We start from the raw sequence: 19,269 nt of genomic DNA on the forward strand, positions 1-19,269 counted from the left end.
CGGGCAATAAAAAAGTCCGTACCACGGTTTTCACCACGGCACGGACTTGTTTTGGACAGGAAAGTCTTGTTCTTCCAGGCAGGTCTTCTGACTTACGGATCGCTCTCTGGTTGCCCCTTCCCGCTTTAGCTCGAGTTTATCTCAAGAAAAAAGCAGTGGATATGGCAACCGTCGTCCCCGCTTACAGCGCTGGCCCAACGTTACGGATTTTCACCGTATTCCCTTTTCAGCAGAGGTTGACACAACCTCTTGCCACCTGAAAGATATGATATTGGAGCGACAGCCTACAGGATTTTAAAGAAAATGTAAACGGACTATTTTCCCACCGCCCGTGATGACGATTCACTTGCGCTGTTGTATGGTATGGGTATATTGTTTACCGCGTTTACCCTCAACCAACAGGAATCATCGATCCACGTTATGTTTTGGCAATCAGTTCTCTCCTCCGCTCCGCACTCGCCAGGCGTCTACCTGATGCTAGACGCGAAAAACTGTGTCCTCTATGTCGGCAAGGCCAAGGACCTGTTCAAACGCCTTTCGTCATACGCCAGGTTTTCCGGATCACCCCACTCCAAGACCGGAGTGATGCTGCAGAAGACCCATAAAGTAGACACGATACTCACCACAACCGAGAAAGAAGCTCTCATTCTCGAAGCGTCGCTCATAAAAAAACACAAGCCCAAATACAACATCATATTGCGCGATGACAAAAGCTACCCCTACATCAAAGTCACGGTCCAGGAGGAGTGGCCCAGGGTCTTCATGACCAGGAGGAAGACAAAGGACGATGCCCGCTATTTCGGACCCTACTCGTCCTCTGCCAACATGTGGGCCACCCTTCACCTTATCTCCAGGCTGTTTCCTTTGCGCAACTGCAAGGGATCGCAGTTGAAAAAACGCAAAAGGCCCTGTCTCAACCGACAGATAGGCAAATGTCTGGCTCCCTGTACGGGCAATACCGACAAAGAGAAATATCTACAGCATGTAGAAAACATCCTTATGCTGCTTGAAGGCCGCAACAATGAACTGCTCGAGAATCTTAAAAAAGAAATGGGCGAGGCGGCGAAAAATCTTGAATATGAAAAAGCGGCAAAACTCAGAGACCAGATATTTGCGGTAACCAGAACCACGGAAAAGCAGGTAATCTCCGCAAGCCACAGCAAGGATCAGGATGTGTTCGGCTTTGCCAGAAAAGACGCCGCAATTACCATCGCCCTGCTCTATATCCGCAACGGCCTCATAAACGGCAGCAGAACTTTTTTTCTCGCCGACCCCTACGGGGAGGACCGGGCCATCCTCTCCCAGGTTTTAAGCCAGCTCTACGATAGATTCAGCCAGATCCCCGGGGAAATCCTGCTGCCTTTTGCCCCGTCAGACATGGAACTCCACGAAGAACACCTCAACGAAGACAGAGGTTCCAGGGTCTATCTGAAAATACCCCGGCGCGGCGACGGCCATAAACTCATAGAGATGGCCAACACCAACGCCAGACAGGTTTTTGCCGATCAGGAAAAGAAAAAGAATTCCTGGGAAAATCTATCCGACGCGCTTTGTAAGACGTTACATCTTGACCGTCCGCCGGCCAGGATCGAGTGTCTCGACATCTCAAACACTTCCGGCAAACAGGCGATAGGCTCGCTGGTCTGTTTTCGTGCAGGGGAACCCGATAAAGGCAACTTCAGGCATTATAAAATCCGCACCATCGACACCCCTGACGACTACACCATGATGAAGGAGGTACTGCAGCGGAGGTTGTCTAGGGGGGTAGAGGAAGACAATCTTCCCGACCTGTTCGTGGTTGACGGCGGAAAAGGCCAGCTCAATGTCGCCGTCTCGGTTGCAGGCGAGCTTGGGGTTGAAGACCGGATAAACTGGATCGGCATCGCCAAAGAGCGTGAAGACGAAGGAGAAAAACTCTACAAGCCGGGGCGCAAGAACCCGATTATTTTACCGGGTCACAATCCGGTCCTGCTCTATCTTATGAGGATCAGGGACGAATCCCACCGCTACGGGGTCACCTTTCACAGAAAACTTCGCAACCGGGCCACCCTCGCCTCGGAACTGGACCAAATTCCCGGTATCGGAAGCAACAAGAAAAGGCAGTTATTGCGTCATATGGGCAGTCTCAAACGTATCAAAAATGCACAAGTCGATGAACTGCAAGAGGTCCAGGGTATCGGCCCGGAGCTCGCCTCGGCAGTTTTTGATTATTTTCACAAAATCATCTGATCCGTTTTTGCCAGTGCCAATAGCGTCGGCTGGTTGCCGCGTTTCTTCCTAACACGTACCTTTCCCGGGACAGGGCTCATTATTGTTCATTTTCCTCCTCTTTTTTTAAAAGATTACCGTTTTTTACACAACCATTGCACGGTTCGCAGTTTCCTTGACTCTCGTCCTGTTTAGTAGGATAATATACGAAAATGCAACCTTTATTAACTGGGGAGGAATTATGAATTTTTTACGGGCTCTTTATCTTGAGGACGAAATGTCCGGGGTCTGCTCCGGAACTCAATGGCCAAGCACCGGGAAAGGGAAAAAATTACAGTTGAGCTCCCCCGTCGACGGCCATGTTTTCGGCAATTTATCCATGGCCACCAGCGACAATTACGATGAACTAGTCGAGTGCGCCAGGGAAGGTTTTGTATTCTGGAGAGCGGTGCCGGCGCCCGAGCGGGGAGAGATAATCCGGCAGATCGGGCTGAAGCTACGCGAATTCAAGCATCCCCTGGGAACCCTGATCTCCTACGAAACCGGCAAACCCCTCCAGGAGGGACTGGGAGAAGTGCAGGAAGTTATCGATATCTGCGACTACTGTGTCGGCCAGTCAAGAATGCTCTACGGCATGACAACGGTTTCAGAACGCCGTTCCCACCGGCTTCTTGAACAGTATCATCCCCTTGGCATTGTGGCGATCATAACCGCTTTTAACTTTCCTATGGCGGTCTGGGGCTGGAATGCAATGATTGGTGCAATATGCGGCAACGTTTCCATCTGGAAACCGTCTTCCAAGGCCGCCGCCTCCGCCGTTGCCATGCAGAAGATCATCGGCAAGGTGCTCGCCCTGAACGGCCTGCCGGAGGGGATCTTTTCCCTCGTTATCGGCGAGCGGGACAGGGTTGGCAAAAAAATTCTGAAGGACAGGCGCATCCCCCTCGTTTCTTTTACTGGTTCTGTCGCCTCCGGCAGGAAAGCGGCGAAAAAAGTGGCGAAACGACTGGGCCGGACGATCCTCGAACTTGGCGGCAACAATGGCATCATCCTCACCGCAAATACTGACCTGAAACTGGCCGTGCCGGCCATTGTCTTCGGTGCTGTCGGCACCACCGGGCAAAGATGCACCACAACCCGGAGGCTTATTATCCACGAGTCGATTTACGACGAGGTAAAAAGACGGCTGGTAGCCGCCTATCAGAGCCTCAAGATCGGCGATCCATTGCAGGAAACAAACCATGTGGGCCCTTTGATTGACAGGGATGCGGTGGCGACTTTTACTCAAACCGTACAAACAATAACCGACCAGGGGGGAACCATCCTCTTTGGCGGCAACCAGCTGACAGGAGAAGATTATTCTTCAGGTTGTTATGTGGAACCCACCCTGGCCGAGGTTGACCATGATCTTGAGATTGTCCACCAGGAGACATTTGCGCCCATTCTCTACCTGATCAGATACGAAGGTGAGGTGGAAACCGCAATCGCAATTAACAACGAGGTCAGCCAGGGGCTCTCTTCGGCCATTTTCAGCACCAGCCAGCGAGAGACTGAACTGTTTATCTCTGCTCAGGGATCTGACTGCGGCCTGGCAAACGTCAACATCGGGACCTCGGGTGCTGAAATAGGCGGCGCTTTTGGCGGAGAAAAAGATACCGGCGGCGGCAGAGAATCCGGCTCCGACGCCTGGAAAGGGTACATGCGCAGACAGACAGTTACGATCAATTACGGCACAGATCTGCCGCTGGCGCAGGGAGTACGCTTTGAGATTTAGACCGGACAGTTTCAGGGTGCGCCTATGGCTTATGAACACAATATAAAACAGAAAATAGCAACCCATCTTCTCGCCGACGGAATGGATATTGTAGTCGATTTCGAACATTCCGAAGGATCCTGGCTGGTCGATCTCAGAAACGGCGACCGCTATCTCGACTGTTTTTCCATGTTCGCGTCCATGGCCGTAGGCTTCAACCACCCTGAACTCCTCGCCATCCAGCACTATCTTGGCCGAATGGCAGTGCAGAAGCCGGCTAATTCCGATTGTTATTCGGCCCCCATGGCCGAATTTGTCGAGACGTTCTCCAGATATGCTGTTCCTCAGTATCTTCCCCACGCTTTTTTCATCGAAGGCGGCGCCCTCGGTGTGGAAAACTGTCTCAAGGCCGCCTTCGACTGGAAGGTGCAGAAAAATTTCGCCAACGGGATCGGCCGGGAAAAAGGCCAGAAAATTATTCATTTTCAACAGGCATTTCACGGCCGTACCGGCTACACCCTGTCCCTTACCAACACCTCTGACCCCAGAAAAACCCAATATTTCCCAAAGTTTGACTGGCCCAGGATCATCAACCCCAAACTCTCTTTCCCGCTGACCCGCCAGAAACTGCAAAAAACAGAGGAACAGGAGCAGCAGGCCGTCGCCGACATTTATCAATGGTTGGAAAAAGATCCCCATGACATTGCGGCAATTATCATTGAACCGATACAAGGCGAAGGAGGAGACAACCACTTCCGCCACGAATTTTTCAAAAAACTACGCAGAATCTGCGATGAACACGAACTGTTGCTCATATTCGACGAAGTACAGACCGGAATAGGGCTGACCGGAAAGTTCTGGGCCCATGAACATTGCGCAGTCAAGCCGGATCTTCTTGCCTTTGGCAAAAAAACTCAGGTCTGCGGAGCGCTGGGGGGAACAAGAATTGATGAAGTGGAGCGAAATGTCTTTACCGAGCCGACCCGCATCAACTCAACTTTCGGCGGCAACCTGATTGATATGATCCGCTGCTCGACAATTCTTAAAATTATCGCAAAAGAACAACTGGTTGACAACGCCAGGCTGCGGGGCAATGAACTGTTGCAGGGGTTAAAGCAGCTGGCTCTTGAGTTTCCGTCGCTTGTCAGCAACGTGAGAGGACTTGGCCTGATGTGCGCTTTTGACCTTCCGGACGGGAAGATCAGGAACGATTTTATCGGCAAAGCTCTTGCGGAAAAAATTCTCCTGATAGGGTGCGGCGAAAAAAGCATCAGGTTCCGTCCGCATCTGATCATCTCCGCAAACGAAGTCAAACTGCTGCTTGAAAGGCTTGCTAAAGCTCTGCACCGTTGTTGATTGTGCATTCAAACAAGGACCCGGCCCCGGTTTCAGACGTGTAAAACCCAAAAAAATGCCTTGACAATACCCAGGCCCCAAACGTGGTGCTCTGCCAGGTCAAGTGGCTATAATCGTCGTCTTTGTGCGCGAATTTTAACAAGCAAAATATTATCGGCAATGTTATACAACATGTAGTTTTCCTAACAACATGCGCTCATCCATTCACCCCTGTTTAGTTTTTTACAGATCTGCGCAACCAGATGGAATTTTCTTGGGCCATGGCCAATCATGGCGATAAAAACGGGGATGATTGTTGTGATTCCCCGGCAGATGGTAAGAAAGAACTTATAGGATTTCAGAGGCCGCTCACGGAGCTGATGATATCGACAAAATGTAGTGACTGGTTGCCAGCCCCGGAACAACTGGGGTTTTCCAGGGGTGCCGGCCAGAAGCCTTTCAGGTGTCATATTTATAGAACAAATACAATCAATAACAAGGCAATGTTTACCAAGCTGACACAAATAAATTCACGCCCGGCGCCATTTCAATTTTATACTGCCGACGATCTGTGGACGAATGAGCATACCGCAAATCAGATGCTCCAATACCACCTGAACGATTCAATCGATGTCTCATCACGAAACAAGGATTTTATCGAACGTTCGATCGACTGGATTGTTTCTCACTTTACAGTCGGCAGTAAAACCTCAATTATCGATTTTGGCTGCGGCCCTGGCCTCTACACGACCGGACTGGCCGAGAAGGGAGCAACAGTCACAGGCATTGATTTTTCAAAAAACTCGCTGCACCATGCAGAACAAGTTGCCAGGCGAAAAGGACTGAAAATCGATTACGTCCACACCAACTATCTCGATTTCGAGTCCAGTTACAAATTTGATCTTATCACCATGATCATGTGCGACTATTGCGCGCTGAGTCCGGAGCAGCGAGCTATATTGCTGACAAAGTTCTCTTCACTCCTGAATCCAGGCGGAGCCGTGTTGCTTGATGTCTATTCCCACACCAGCTTTAATCAAAAAGAGGAATCCGCGACATACGAACTCAATCAACTGCACGGTTTCTGGTCACCGCAGGACTACTACTGTTTCGTGAACACCTTCAAGTACGAGAGAGAAAAAGTAACGTTGGATAAATACACGATAATCGAACAGGCGAAAACTCGGACCGTATACAACTGGCTGCAGCATTTCAGCACAGCATCCATGCAAGAGGAATTTAATCGAAATGGTTTTGAGATCGATGAATTCTACGCAAATGTTGCCGGCGAGACGTTTACCCCTGAATCCGCTGAATTCGCCGTTGTCGCTCGGAAATCACCCGATACGGAAAACAACGCTGGCAGGTAGAGCGGGTAGTAAAAAGACGGGTCTAAGAGAATAGTTCCAACCTGTGCCGGCCCAATCGGTCCAGCCAGGTTCGATTGCAGGTTCCAGGCGCGACCGCCACCGTTGCCAAGCTACCGGTTTCAAGTTTTTATACAATATTTTTCGACAATGAGGTCATCATATTATCATGGGCATCACCACTGACATCGTTATCCTGGTCGTTACCGCTTTTTTTTGCGGTCTGCTTGCCCAGCGGCTGCACCAGCCGCTCATTTTGGGTTACATCCTGGCCGGCGTCATCCTCGGTCCATATACCGGTGGTCTCACCATTACCGAAGTACACGACATTGAGCTGCTGGCGGAAATAGGCGTTGCCCTTCTGCTCTTTGGTTTGGGCCTTGAATTTTCACTCAAGGACCTTAAACCGGTCAAGTATGTCGCTCTTATCGGAGCGCCTCTGCAGATGGCGCTCACCATCGCATTTGGGGTGATCGTCGGCCGCATGCTGCAGTGGCCGTGGTCAACTTCTCTCTGGTTCGGTTCTCTCATCTCCCTTTCCTCAACCATGGTTATCCTGAAAACATTGATGAACCAGGGGTGGCTGGGGACTCTTTCCAGCAAGGTGATGATCGGCATGCTGATCGTCCAGGATCTGGCCGTAGTGCCGCTCATGATCATACTGCCGCAGATGAACGATCCGGCCTCGGGGTTCGGCGCTCTCGGCCCGGCATTCGTCAAGGCGGTGCTGTTTCTGGTAACGATGTTTTTTTTCGGCACCCGCTTTCTCCCCTTCCTGCTGAAACGTATAGCCAGGCTGGGGTCGCGCGAGCTGTTCATTCTTGCAATCACCGCCATCGGACTGGGGATCGGTTTTCTCACCTATCTGGTCGGCCTGAGCTTTGCGTTCGGAGCCTTTATCTCGGGAATGGTACTAAGTGAATCAGACTATGGGCACCAGGCCCTGAGCGATATCATCCCGCTCAGGGATCTTTTCGGGTTGCTCTTTTTCGCCTCTGTCGGGATGTTGCTCGACCCTCGTTTTCTTGTAAGCCATTTTGGCATCATATTGTTTCTGGTAACCGTGGTCAGCCTTTTTAAAGGCTGCCTGTTCGCGGCCATTGCATGGATCTTTCGTTACCGTAACGTGGTCCCCCTGGCGATCGGACTCGGCCTGTTTCAGGTCGGCGAATTCTCCTTCGTACTTGCAAGATTGGGAGTTTCCACCGAATCCATAAGCAGCGAGTTCTACAACATGTTCCTCACCATGGCGGTGGTCACCATGTTGCTTACTCCTTTCGTCTCCTCTCAGACGTCCAGACTATACTGCCTGAAAAAGCGCTGGCTTCGCCACGAACCTCTGGAGACGCACAACTTCCCCGAGGACGAGTTCAACAACCACGTGGTCATCGCCGGATGCGGTCACATCGGTTTCCAGATCGCCGGAGTACTCAAGCGGTTGTCTATCCCGTTCGTGGTGGTGGAAATGGATCAGCATCGGATCGAACGGGCAAAAGAGGCCGGATATTCGATTGTTTACGGTGACGCCAGTCAGGAGGTGGTCCAGGAAGCGTTGCACATGGAGCGCGCGGCTCTTTTGGTGTTGACCATCCCGGGGATCGTGGTGGCGCGTTCCATCATCACCCACGCAAGAAGAGTGAACAGCGGCGTTCGAGTTGTCGCACGCATGGCAAACCCTGACTTCTACAACGTTTTCAAAGAACTTGACGTTGTCGACCTGGTCCATCCAGAATTTGAGGCAGCGCTGGAGATGATCAGAAATGTGCTTCTCTACCTGCGCATTCCTGCCCCCGAGATCCAGAATTACACGGAAAATCTTAGGCACCAGATGCTTGCCAAGACCGGCTCCCACAATGGTGGGTACGCTACCCTGAGCCAGATGAGAAGAGGGGATCAGCAGTTTGACCTGCAATGGATTGAACTCAATTCCGACAACCCGCTTACCGGTATGACTATCGCCGAGGCGGAAATTCGCAAGACAACGGGTGTCTCCGTTGTCGGCATCATTCGCGACGACAAGCTGGAGACGAATCCGTCTCCAGCCTATCGGTTCCGTTCGGGTGATCTGGCGGCCATTATAGGTTCCGCCGAGGCAAGGCACAGATTCTACTGTTTTCTTAATCCGTTATCAGAAAAATGTATCATAGGTCCGCAGGATGAAGAGAGTGAGTCGACCTTTTAACTCCCGGTCAACGAGAGGTTTGGTTCCCCGCCGCCTCAAGCAGTGCGGAAATTCTTGAATGGACAGCAATAACCGCGGTGTCCACCTTGAGTATCCGGTGACCAATGGTGCAGCAGGCAAAGCCCTGGCGACAAAACTTGTCAACTTCAAAATCGACCCATCCGCCCTCCGGTCCTATTGCCAGCAAGACCCGCCCCGCCCCGGCTGCACTAAACCGCCCGCTCAAGGTATGGTGCCCCGCGGGATGGGCACAGACAAGGTGGCCATAGTCTTGAACTGTTTCCGCAACGAAGTCCTCGATAAACGGCCTGAACCTGCGGTGTAAAAAAACCTCCGGCAACCTGGTATCCACAGCCTGCTCCAACCCCTGCACCAGGTTCGCCCTCAGCTCCAGTGGGTCAAGAACTGTCGCTTCCCAGAAACTTTTTTCCACCCTGTTGGCGTTTATCAGATGGATTTTGCCTACCCCGAGCGCGGTTACCTGGCGCAAAATGCGTTTGAGCATAATGGGCCGCGGCAGGGCCAGCACCAGATCGATGGGAGCAACGGGGGGCGGGGCAATAGTTAACGTTAGCCTTATCTCTACTGTGAATGGATATTTTCGGCCGACAGAAAGGATCTCGCCGGTCCCCATGTTCCCCCCGACAACGCCTATTTTAATCGTTTCTCCGACTGCCGAACGCAGGATTTTAACGATGTGCTCGGCCCTGTGATCCGTTAAAATTACAGAGTTTTCCTGTATTTCTTCCTTTTCAACGAGTATTATGTTCATTTTCTGCGTAAATGATATCGATGTTTAACCGAAGGCCTGGCAAAGCGAGATCCCCTGTTTGCCGCCCCGTGATCTTTTTTTAGCATTCTTCCAAGGTACTGTACCATGCTGCTTGGCTACAACATAATTCAATCTATTCTCTTGTTGCCGCTGTTTCCCTTTATAGCCCTTTACATCCTGTTTACACCTAAATATAGATCCAGGATCCGGTCCAGGCTGGGAATCGGCCTGAAGAGGAAATTGTCAACCGTCTTAACCGGCAACAGAGAAGAAAACAAGATAATCTGGCTGCACGCGCTCTCGGTAGGCGAAGTAACCTCATCGGTGCCCCTGGTTCAGGGCTTGAGAAACCGTTACCCCGAAGCAAAGATCATCTTTTCGGCGACCACTGCGTCGGGCAGACGGGTCGCAGATTCCCTGCTGTCCCGAACCGTCGACGTGATCCTTGACGGCCCTGTCGATCTTCTGCCAGTTGCAGCTCATTTTATCCGGAGCATAAAACCGGACTGTTTTATCCTGGTCGAGACCGATTTCTGGCCGAATTTACTGTTGCTCCTGACCAGAAAATCCGTTCCGACAGTGCTTGTAAACGGCAGGGTTTCGCAAAAATCGTTTGTCGGCTATCAGAGAATGAAGTGGTTTTTCACGCCGATGTTCATGAGTTTTGCCGCTCTCTGCATGCAGACAGAAAACGACCGGCAAAAAATGCTCACCATGGGGGTCTGTTCCGGCAGACTGCATACTCTTGGAAATCTCAAATTCGACACCCCCGCCTTCCTTGATGGCGGAAATAGTACCGTGGCGAAAACCATAAAAAAACAACTTCCCGAAGGAAAAACAATATTCATAGCCGGCTCAACCCATCCCGGGGAAGAAGAGCTCCTATTGCAGAGCTACTGCATGCTGAAAAAACAATATCCCGATTTTTTCATGGTCATCGCCCCCCGGGATCCGAAAAGAAGTACTGAGATAGCCGCCGCCGCACGCAGTCATGACCTCACCGTATCACTTCGCACCGAAAACTCAGCAATCAAAGACAAGGTGGATCTCTTCATACTCAACACCATTGGCGAACTTGCCGCCTGTTACTCCCTTGGCGATATCGGATTTGTAGGCGGCAGCCTTGTCCCTTTCGGCGGCCATAACCCGATCGAGCCGGCGGCGGCGGCCCTGCCCGTCATCCTGGGACCACATATGCAGGACTTCAGTGAAATCTCGGCGAGTTTCATCAACAGCGGCGGAGCAATTATGGTAAGAAATATTCAAGAATTGAGTGGTATCCTGACAACACTTATCACCTCCCGCGAAACGAGGGTCCGAGTGGGACAAGCCGCCCTGCAGGTTGTGACCCTTCAACGGGGGGTCATCAACAAACACCTCGGCCTTATCGAAGATTTTTTGTGAACCTGCTTGCGCAACGGATAAACGATCATCTACTTGTGGCTGTAACCATCTCATTTTTAACCGGGATTTGTATCTCAGCCTCCCTCCAATTGCCGCAACTTCCCGTTGCTGTTCTTGTCTTTTTCATCTTTACACTGGCTTTTATCCTTTTTATCCTGCTCCCCCGGCAGCCAAACAGCTATTACTGCATCCTGCTCATCGGTGTCAGTGCCGCCGGTTGGACTCACGGGGCCGGCCACCTGGTTCCCCCTGCTGAAATCGACCATGTCTACAACCGGGTAACGACGCCGCAAGAAGCAGTGCTGATCGGGGTGATAAGTGAGATGCCGACCTATAACGGCCACCTGGGCAAATATGTCATCAACGCCGAACATCTCAGGTTCATGGATTCGGCCGGATTCCTATCCACCAGGGGCAAGGTGCTTATCGGTACAAAAGACAGACCGTCACCGCTGCTCATGCCCGGCGACAAGATCATTGTACGGACCCTGCTCAAACGGCCCGTTCCAAACTGCACCCCGGGAACATTCGATTATCAAAGATACCTTGCCGAAAAAGAAATCTGGGTTACCGGATTTCTCCGCTCCCCGGCGCTGATAAAAAAGCTTTATTTTCATCCCGATGTTTTCCATACCCTCTACTATCTTCCCGAAAAAATCCGTACCGCCGTCGGCCAGAATATCGACCGGTCACTTTCGCCCAGTCATGCCGCCATATACAGGGCGCTTCTCGTTGGCGACCGCTCTGTTATTGCAGACAACACCCTGGAATCATTCAAGGTGAGCGGAACCATGCACATTCTGGCCATTTCCGGAATCCATATGACCCTGGTCGGAACCATGCTTTACGCCGTCTTTTATTTTTTTCTTTCCAGATCGGAACAGTTGCTGCTCCACTACCCCGTGCCCAAAATTGCCGCTTTTATATCAATGCCTTTTCTGTTTTGCTACGCTCTTCTGGCAGGGATGAACAGTCCGGTGTTCCGCGCTCTTGTTATGAGCTGCATGGTAATTCTCGCCCTTTGCCTGCGCCGTCCAGGAACCTTTGGCTCGCTTCTTGCCGCAACCGCCCTGCTGATCGCCGCGCTGGACCCGGCACAGATTTTCACGATCTCCTTTCAGCTGTCGTTTGTTGCGGTAACATCGATTTTTCTTGCTATCGGTCAAATAAGGGCGTTTCTTCCCCCCACCGGCCAACCCGCATCTCAAACGACCGTGCGTTCCTGGATAACTCGTCTGGTCCGTTGGATAACCATCGGGGTGCTGGTATCGCTGAGTGCAACTCTTGCCACGGCACCGATTTTGATAAATTCCTTTAGCCGGGTCTCCGTCGTTGGTCCCATTGCCAATCTCATAGTTGAACCGCTGCTCTGTTTCTGGACTCTGCCCCTGGGTATCCTCTCGCTGCCGGCAACCGTCGTCTCCCCCGAACTCTCAAATTTTCTGCTTAGCCTGGGTGCGTCGTCGCTTCCTGCGGTCATGAGCACAATCGACTTTTTTTCATCTTTCACCTGTTCCGCATTATGGCTGCCAAATCTTCCATGGTGGCTTATTGGCGGCTATTATGCGTTACTGCTATGGCTGTTATGTTGCAGAAAAACGTTCTTTCTTCCAGCTATCACTGTTTTTGGGGGATTTTGCGGCTACATACTGCTCTTCCACCAATTTTCGCCACCTCCACCTTCCCCGCAAAACATGCGGATAACTTTTCTCGACATCGGCCAGGGAAGCGCCACCCTTGTTGAATTCGACAGCGGTGAAAAAATTATCGTTGATGGCGGGGGCTACAGTTTCGGCAGCTCCGATGTCGGCAAGAGGACTATTGCCCCGTATCTTTTCTGGCGACTGATAGACTCAGTAGACGGCCTGGTGATTACTCATCCGGACGCAGACCATTATAATGGACTCGATATCATCGTCGATCGGTTCAAACCGCAATTCATCTGGGTAAGAAGCCTGGGCGGCGACTATGACAACCCAGCGTACAGACAATTACTCGTGAAGGCGAAAAACAACAATGTGCAGCTCACGGCTCCTCGCGCAGGGGAGCGGATTGTTTTTGGAAAAGCAGCAACCAACAAGCTGGAATGTGTGGAAAATTTCACCTCCGACTCTTTTCTGCAACCTGCAGGACACGGCAGCCGGATGCACAAAAATTCCGGACTTGTGGTGAGGGTGTGCATCGACAAGAGATGTGTGCTGTTACCGGGAGATATCGGAATTGCCGGGGAACAGTTCCTCATCGACAGCAACAAAGATATGGCTTCAACAGTTCTGCTGGCGGCTCATCACGGTTCCGTCACGTCAAATAGTCAACAGTTTATCGACGGTGTTGATCCTGAGATTGTAATAGTCTCTGCCGGGAACAACTCAAGAAACCATTTTCCCCATCCATCCCTTATTCAAAAATGCCGGAACCGGGGAATCGACCTTTTCACCACCGACAAAAACGGCACCCTTGAACTGATACTGTCTCCAGCGGGACCGGCTGTCTACAATTACCAGCGGCAGGAGAATAATCCGTTTTTCCCCCTGAAAAAGAAAAAGCTGGAGCAAAACGCACTCGCTGCTCCAGCTCCATGATAGTCGCCCCGTTATACTTCGGTAAAGTCGGTTGGGGCTTTCTTGAGATATTTCACAAACCTGCCTTTTTCGACACAGTTGGAATAGGCGTCGTCGGGACTGATCATTTTCTTTTTCAGGTAATCCTCAATGGCGTCGTCGAGCGTCTGCATACCAAATTTTTTACCGGTCTGCATAACGGACAGTATCTGAAATGTCTTGGAGTCCCGGATAAGGTTCCGCACCGCCGGGGTCGCAATAAGAATTTCAAGAGCCGCACACCTCCCCTTGACATCGACTCTTTTAAACAGAGTCTGGGAAACCACAGCGCGCAATGCATCGGCAAGGGTCGAGCGCACCTGCCCCTGCTGGTTTGCCGGAAAAATTTCGATAACCCTGTCCACCGTCTTCATGGCGTTGATAGTATGGAGGGTACCGAAGACCAGGTGTCCCGTCATCGACGCTTCCATTGCCAGGGAGATGGTTTCCAGATCGCGCATCTCACCGACCATAATAACATCGGGGTCCTCGCGCAGTGCTCCGCGCAGTGCCGCGGAAAAGCTTTTGGTGTGCGTCCCGACCTCCCGGTGGTTCACGATGCATTTCTGGCTCTTGTGCACAAACTCTATCGGATCTTCTATGGTCAGGATGTGGTCTTTGCGTGTTTTGTTGACCTCGTCAACAATTGCTGCCAGGGTCGTCGATTTACCGGACCCGGTGGGCCCGGTGACCAGCACCAGCCCTTTGGGCAGATGCGCAAGGCGCGAAATAACCTTTGGCAATCCCAGCTGTTCCACGGTAAGGATCTCACTGGGAATTTCCCGGAAAACCGCCCCGATACCATACTTTTGCCGAAAAAAGTTACAACGGTATCGGGCAAGACCGGGGATTTCATAGCCAAAGTCGACGTCTCCGCTTTCTTCAAACGACTTTATCTTCTCTTCGGGACATATCTCATACAACATTGACCTCAGGTCGTCATTGTTGAGCGCCTTGAACTTAACCCGTTCCATATCACCGCGGATACGAAGAATCGGTTGTTGTCCGGCAACCATATGTAAATCAGATGCCCCTTCATCATTCATTAATTTGAAAAAGCCATCTATCTGAGCCATATCTCTCCCTGCTTGAATTATTTGTAAGGGCGGATAATTCCCGGGTTACTTTTCAACCGTTATGTGTTTCTTGAGGTGATCAATCACCTCGCCGACGTCATCGAGTACTCGAAAAAGCCGCAGGTCTTCCTCATGGATATTGCCATGTGAAAGCATCTTGTCCTTGATCCAGTCAACCAAACCACCCCAGAACTCGCTTCCCACGAGAACGATGGGAAACGGTTTGATCCGTTCGGTCTGAATCAGCGTCAAAGATTCAAAAAGTTCATCAAGGGACCCAAACCCGCCGGGCATACAGACAAAACCCGTTGAATATTTCATTAACATTACTTTTCTAACAAAGAAATACTTAAAGTCCAAAGAAAAATTTACGTAAGGATTTGGGGCCTGTTCGTGGGGGAGGTCGATATTCAGGCCGACCGACACCCCGCCTGCCCCACTCGCTCCTTTATTTGCGGCTTCCATGATTCCCGGTCCGCCGCCGGTAATAACACCGAACCCGGCAACCGCAAGTCCGGCGGCAATCTTTTCGGCAAGTTTGTAATACTCGTTATCCGCACCAGTCCTGGCGGATCCGTAGATGGTTACTGCCGGCACCTCAATTGCCGACATGGCATCAAATCCTTCAACAAATTCCGAAAGAATCCGAAACATCCGCCATGAATCGCCGATCACGGTGTTATCAAGACAATATTTGGGCTCTCTCATTATTCTGCCGTTCGTAACTATAGACATATTCTTTCCTTATAACAGTTCATTTAGGAGTTGAGCAGGCACTGATTCCTGATCTCGCCTCCAGGAGTTTGTTTTTTTCCACTCCGGACGTAGCAATAACTTTCTGGTACCATTCGCGAGCTCTTGTAAACTGTCCCGAGAGGAGATACCCCTGTGCCAACAAAAGTCGGGCATCGGTTTGCAATTTTTTGTTTCTCACGCAACGATACAGATAGGGCTTGGCCTCTTCAAACCTGTTGCATGAAACAAGGGCCTCTGCCAGATATACTTGATGTTCAAGGTCCGCCGGTTCCAGCTCGACACTTTTCAGGCAGAGCGACAGCGCTATTTCCCGCCCCTCTTCTTCGTCAAGATATATCTTGCCAAGAAGACTCAGGGCACCATCGTTAAACTCATCCGTTCTTAGAGCGCGCTGTAACGCGGTCATCGCCTTCTGGTTTTTTCCGGCAAGATAATACATCTTCCCAAGATGAAAATAAGCCTCCGACGCCCTCGGGCTCTGTCCGTTGGTTTCAAGCCATTTTTCCAGATATGGTGGTCCCTCAAGAAACTGCCCTGCCCTGGAACTGAGAATGCCAAGTTGCAGCCGTAACTCATTCAAATGCTCTTGATACCTCCCCTGCGCTCTGCAGCTTGCAAGTGCCGTTGCAAGAAATTCCAGCGCGTCATCTGTGCGGCCGAGATTCTGCAGAACCAGACCGAGGTTATACAGCGCCATGAAGTTATCTTTTTCCAGCTTCAGGGCTCTGCGAAAACTGCCATCGGCCTCTTTCAGTTTTCCGGTCATGGCATAGGCGACCCCCAGGCTGTTGTATAAGTTTATGTCGCCTTTACCGACATTAATCGCCCGGCTGTATTCACCTATGGCTTTATTGAAATCACCGTCACCATAATAGATATCGCCACTGATATTGAGGCTGACAGGATCAAAAACAACAACACTGGAGGGTCCCAGAAACGAACCATGCACCAGTGCTTTTCGACAATTCAGCGGAAGTTCCGCTTTCTTGAAATCACTGTACGGGTAATGTCCGATACCGGCTGCAACGGTTGTTGGCGTATCGTCTTGTGCAACCCTGTCTACTATTTTTTCGGCCCAGTTGACGGCCCCATCGATATCATCACCGGCTATTATGACAAAAATATCCTGCCCGTCAATTATCGGCGAAACATCATCTAAATATTTTTCGGCAATCTTCCGGGAAGCATAGTCCCGGTCTTCATTGCTGAACTGGACAAGTGAAAATCGATCCAGACCAGACCATCTTCTCTGCAGTTTCCTTGCAAGAGATTTTTCGGGTGGAGCGAGCGGGTGTTTCTCAGGAAAGGCCAGTACATCATAGTCGCAAAAACTAAAGGGCCCTTTTCTTGTTGCATGGTGCAGCGCCGTCCAGGCCTGATCGAGCAGCTGCACACCATTGACACTGCCATCCTGCCCGTTTTCTACAGCCACCACCCTGCTCGACCCGATATATACCTTATGGCACGCCCCTTTTTTCAGATAAAGCAGCAGCTTGTTCTCCACTTCGTCGAGGTTGTCTCCCTCTTGCGCTTTATATACCAAGGCAAAGACAGAGTGTCCCAGGTAGTGGACCATCGCCCGCCCTGCAGAAAAATACTTCAACATGGAACTGGAGAAACTAATATGCCGATGCACAGACCCGAGAGTCGACCTTTTCGCCGGAAGATGAACCAGTAACAAGAGCAGACCGTCCTCTTGCTTGTAATTTTCCAGCAGCGAATAGAGGTTCGACTGATTCAAGAGCCCGGTCTGCGGATCGGTACGTGCCTGTTTGAGCAACAGCATCTCCGTACCCGCCCTGTCATGAACGTCCCCCAGCCAATCGTCACTGACCTTGGTTAAAAAGAGAGGATCGGCGCCGCAGACAACCGCCACAACTGTATCTTGATCGGAGATATCAAAGGGGATGAAAAGAAAGGAGTCGCGCACGAGGTACTTCTTTTTCTTGCTGAAAATCTTCTGGTAATCTTCCGTGACCCGGCCAATTATCTTTTTCTGGTCGTAAAATGTTCCCACCTCTACTTCGTTTTTCAGGAAGTATACCTCTTGCGCTGTCGGCAACAGCCGCAGCAGGATTGCCGAAAATCCGGTGGAAAAACGGACAAAATCTTCCACGACAAGGTCCATGGATTTTCTGTCAACAGGAAACTTCTTAATCACCCGACCTCCTCCATGGTAAAAAATTCAACCAGAGCATAACCAAGCTCAGACACTTCGTGGGGTTGAATGGTTCTTAAATCCAGCAGCATGACATCATTTTCAATCCGCCCGATGATCGGAATCTTCAGCTCCCTGAATTGTTGTTCAAGTTTGTTCACTGCCATATCAAGCGGTCTCAACTCAACCGCCCAACTCGGGATGGAGTGTTCGGGAAGAGCACCTCCACCAACCCTGGAAACGGTTTCGACCACTCCCGCCTCACACCTGGCGCCAATTTTATCCCTTATCATCTTCAACAACCAATGGGCCTGGCTTGCTATCTGCTCCCGGGATGTTGTCAGCATGTACAATGTTGGTATTTTTTTTACAGCTTCTTCTGCTTCATAATATTGTTTGAGGACACTCTCAAGAGCTGCAAGAGTAAACTTATCGATCCTTAATGCGCGGTTCAGGGGATTCTTTTTAATTGCATCGATTATCCTGGCGCTGCCGACGATAATTCCGGCCTGGGGACCGCCAAGCAGCTTGTCTCCGCTGAACGTCACCACGTCAACTCCGGCTTTTACGATTTGCTGTACCGTCGGCTCCCTGGGAAAACCATATCGGGAGAAATCGATAAGACTCCCGCTTCCAAGATCTTCCATGGTGACCAGGTTGTTCTTTCTGGCAAGAGCCACCATCTCTTCGGCAGTAACTTCCGAGGTAAATCCGATTATCCTGAAATTGGAAGTATGAACCCTGAGCAGCATTGCGGTCTGGTCGCAAATCGCATTTTCATAATCTCGCAGATGGGTCCTGTTGGTTGCGCCAACCTCCCTGAGGCAGGCGCCGCTTTTGGCCATAACGTCGGGAATGCGAAAAGAACCGCCGATTTCAACCAGCTGTCCCCGGGAAACTATCACCTCCCTTCCCTTGGCCAGGGTATCAAGGGCGATCAATACGGCTGCGGCATTGTTGTTAACCACAAGAGCCGCTTCAGCACCGGTGAGATCACAGATGATACCTTCAACAAGTGAATACCTGCTCCCCCTCTTTCCGGTTGCCAGATCAAATTCAAGATTAGAGTAATATCCTCCGGCCCTGGAAAGGCAACGAGCGGTTTCTTCAGACAGAACCGAACGGCCCAGGTTTGTGTGAATCACGACTCCGGTTGCGTTAAATACCCTTTGCAGGTTTGGCCGCATCTTTTTCTCAATACCGTCAAGAAACAAACTCTGCCACTGGTGTTCTGATGGAGGGGTATACCCCTGTTCAGATTCAAGGATTTTCTCTCTTTCCTGCTCAACAATATTTTGCACAACCTTTTTCACGATAAAGTGCGGTGCCTGGACACCGCACTTTTCATAGAGAAGATTTATGCATTCGTCAACTTTCGGTAATTTTCGCAAAAAACAGTTTTTGGATTTCGACATAGATGAGATATAATTATAAGTGAGGTGAATTATGGTCACCAGGTCATATCATAGTGTGACATGGGCAATTTATTTATCCTGTATATCAAATGTTTATACGCATAGGATAGCTTAAATTCCACAGGGATCACATAATTAAAAAAAAATATCATTTTGTTCTTGACTGAGAGGCCGTAATCAAGTACTTTCCTGCGGTCTCTGAGGGACGGGCAAACAGCGGGCGCGCCATGACGGTTATCGCAG

Annotated in this window: 12 protein-coding genes and 1 riboswitch; of the genes, 7 read left to right on the forward strand and 5 right to left on the reverse strand. The window is 50.7% G+C overall.

Annotated features, from left to right (window positions below; translation table 11 throughout):
• Positions 1 to 60 precede the first annotated feature (60 nt).
• A riboswitch (cobalamin riboswitch) is annotated at positions 61 to 275 on the reverse strand.
• 145 nt (positions 276 to 420) lie between these two features.
• From uvrC to BLQ17_RS17030, 5 genes are all read left to right on the forward strand, one after another.
• Positions 421 to 2,229, forward strand: coding sequence for an excinuclease ABC subunit UvrC (uvrC, locus tag BLQ17_RS17010; protein ID WP_092225021.1), 1,809 nt, complete (start codon positions 421 to 423; stop codon positions 2,227 to 2,229).
• Positions 2,230 to 2,449: 220 nt separating this feature from the next.
• Positions 2,450 to 3,982 carry an L-piperidine-6-carboxylate dehydrogenase gene (gene amaB, locus BLQ17_RS17015; protein ID WP_092225023.1) on the forward strand — a complete coding sequence of 511 codons (1,533 nt, stop codon included), beginning with the start codon at positions 2,450 to 2,452 and terminating at the stop codon, positions 3,980 to 3,982.
• Positions 3,983 to 4,006: 24 nt separating this feature from the next.
• Entirely contained in the window at positions 4,007 to 5,317 is a 1,311-nt protein-coding gene (gene lat / locus BLQ17_RS17020; RefSeq protein WP_092225025.1) for an L-lysine 6-transaminase, read from the forward strand.
• Between the two features lie 578 nt (positions 5,318 to 5,895).
• Positions 5,896 to 6,666, forward strand: a complete 771-nt coding sequence (locus tag BLQ17_RS17025) for a class I SAM-dependent methyltransferase (RefSeq protein WP_245695212.1) — start codon at positions 5,896 to 5,898, stop codon at positions 6,664 to 6,666.
• Between the two features lie 166 nt (positions 6,667 to 6,832).
• The gene (locus tag BLQ17_RS17030) at positions 6,833 to 8,845 is read left to right on the forward strand and encodes a monovalent cation:proton antiporter family protein (protein WP_092225027.1); all 2,013 of its coding nucleotides are present in this window, start codon (positions 6,833 to 6,835) and stop codon (positions 8,843 to 8,845) included.
• 7 nt (positions 8,846 to 8,852) lie between these two features.
• On the opposite strand, the gene BLQ17_RS17035 is transcribed toward BLQ17_RS17030, so the two are convergent.
• A complete protein-coding gene (locus tag BLQ17_RS17035) occupies positions 8,853 to 9,617 on the reverse strand; it encodes a 16S rRNA (uracil(1498)-N(3))-methyltransferase (protein ID WP_092225029.1) in 765 nt (254 codons plus the stop codon).
• A 105-nt stretch (positions 9,618 to 9,722) separates the two neighbouring features.
• Here BLQ17_RS17035 and BLQ17_RS17040 point away from each other — a divergent pair, with 105 nt between their 5' ends.
• Both BLQ17_RS17040 and BLQ17_RS17045 read left to right on the forward strand, forming a co-directional pair.
• Positions 9,723 to 11,021 carry a 3-deoxy-D-manno-octulosonic acid transferase gene (locus BLQ17_RS17040; protein WP_092225031.1) on the forward strand — a complete coding sequence of 433 codons (1,299 nt, stop codon included), beginning with the start codon at positions 9,723 to 9,725 and terminating at the stop codon, positions 11,019 to 11,021.
• Complete coding sequence (locus tag BLQ17_RS17045; RefSeq protein ID WP_176761284.1) at positions 11,018 to 13,603, forward strand: DNA internalization-related competence protein ComEC/Rec2; 2,586 nt, start codon at positions 11,018 to 11,020, stop codon at positions 13,601 to 13,603. Before BLQ17_RS17040 ends, BLQ17_RS17045 begins: the two co-directional genes overlap by 4 nt.
• Positions 13,604 to 13,614: 11 nt before the next feature.
• Here the strand turns inward: BLQ17_RS17045 and BLQ17_RS17050 are convergent, their stop codons facing one another.
• The 4 genes from BLQ17_RS17050 to selA are packed head-to-tail and all read right to left on the reverse strand — an operon-like array spanning position 13,615 to position 19,026.
• Positions 13,615 to 14,697, reverse strand: coding sequence for a type IV pilus twitching motility protein PilT (locus BLQ17_RS17050; RefSeq protein ID WP_092225035.1), 1,083 nt, complete (start codon positions 14,695 to 14,697; stop codon positions 13,615 to 13,617).
• Positions 14,698 to 14,742: 45 nt separating this feature from the next.
• Positions 14,743 to 15,432, reverse strand: a complete 690-nt coding sequence (locus BLQ17_RS17055) for an LOG family protein (RefSeq protein ID WP_092225037.1) — start codon at positions 15,430 to 15,432, stop codon at positions 14,743 to 14,745.
• 19 nt (positions 15,433 to 15,451) lie between these two features.
• Positions 15,452 to 17,614 carry a tetratricopeptide repeat protein gene (locus tag BLQ17_RS17060; protein WP_092225039.1) on the reverse strand — a complete coding sequence of 721 codons (2,163 nt, stop codon included), beginning with the start codon at positions 17,612 to 17,614 and terminating at the stop codon, positions 15,452 to 15,454.
• The gene (gene selA / locus BLQ17_RS17065; protein WP_092225041.1) at positions 17,611 to 19,026 is read right to left on the reverse strand and encodes an L-seryl-tRNA(Sec) selenium transferase; all 1,416 of its coding nucleotides are present in this window, start codon (positions 19,024 to 19,026) and stop codon (positions 17,611 to 17,613) included. Before selA ends, BLQ17_RS17060 begins: the two co-directional genes overlap by 4 nt.
• Between the last annotated feature and the right edge of the window lie 243 nt (positions 19,027 to 19,269).

Origin of the sequence: Desulforhopalus singaporensis (assembly GCF_900104445.1) — a bacterium.
Classification (GTDB): domain Bacteria; phylum Desulfobacterota; class Desulfobulbia; order Desulfobulbales; family Desulfocapsaceae; genus Desulforhopalus_A; species Desulforhopalus_A singaporensis.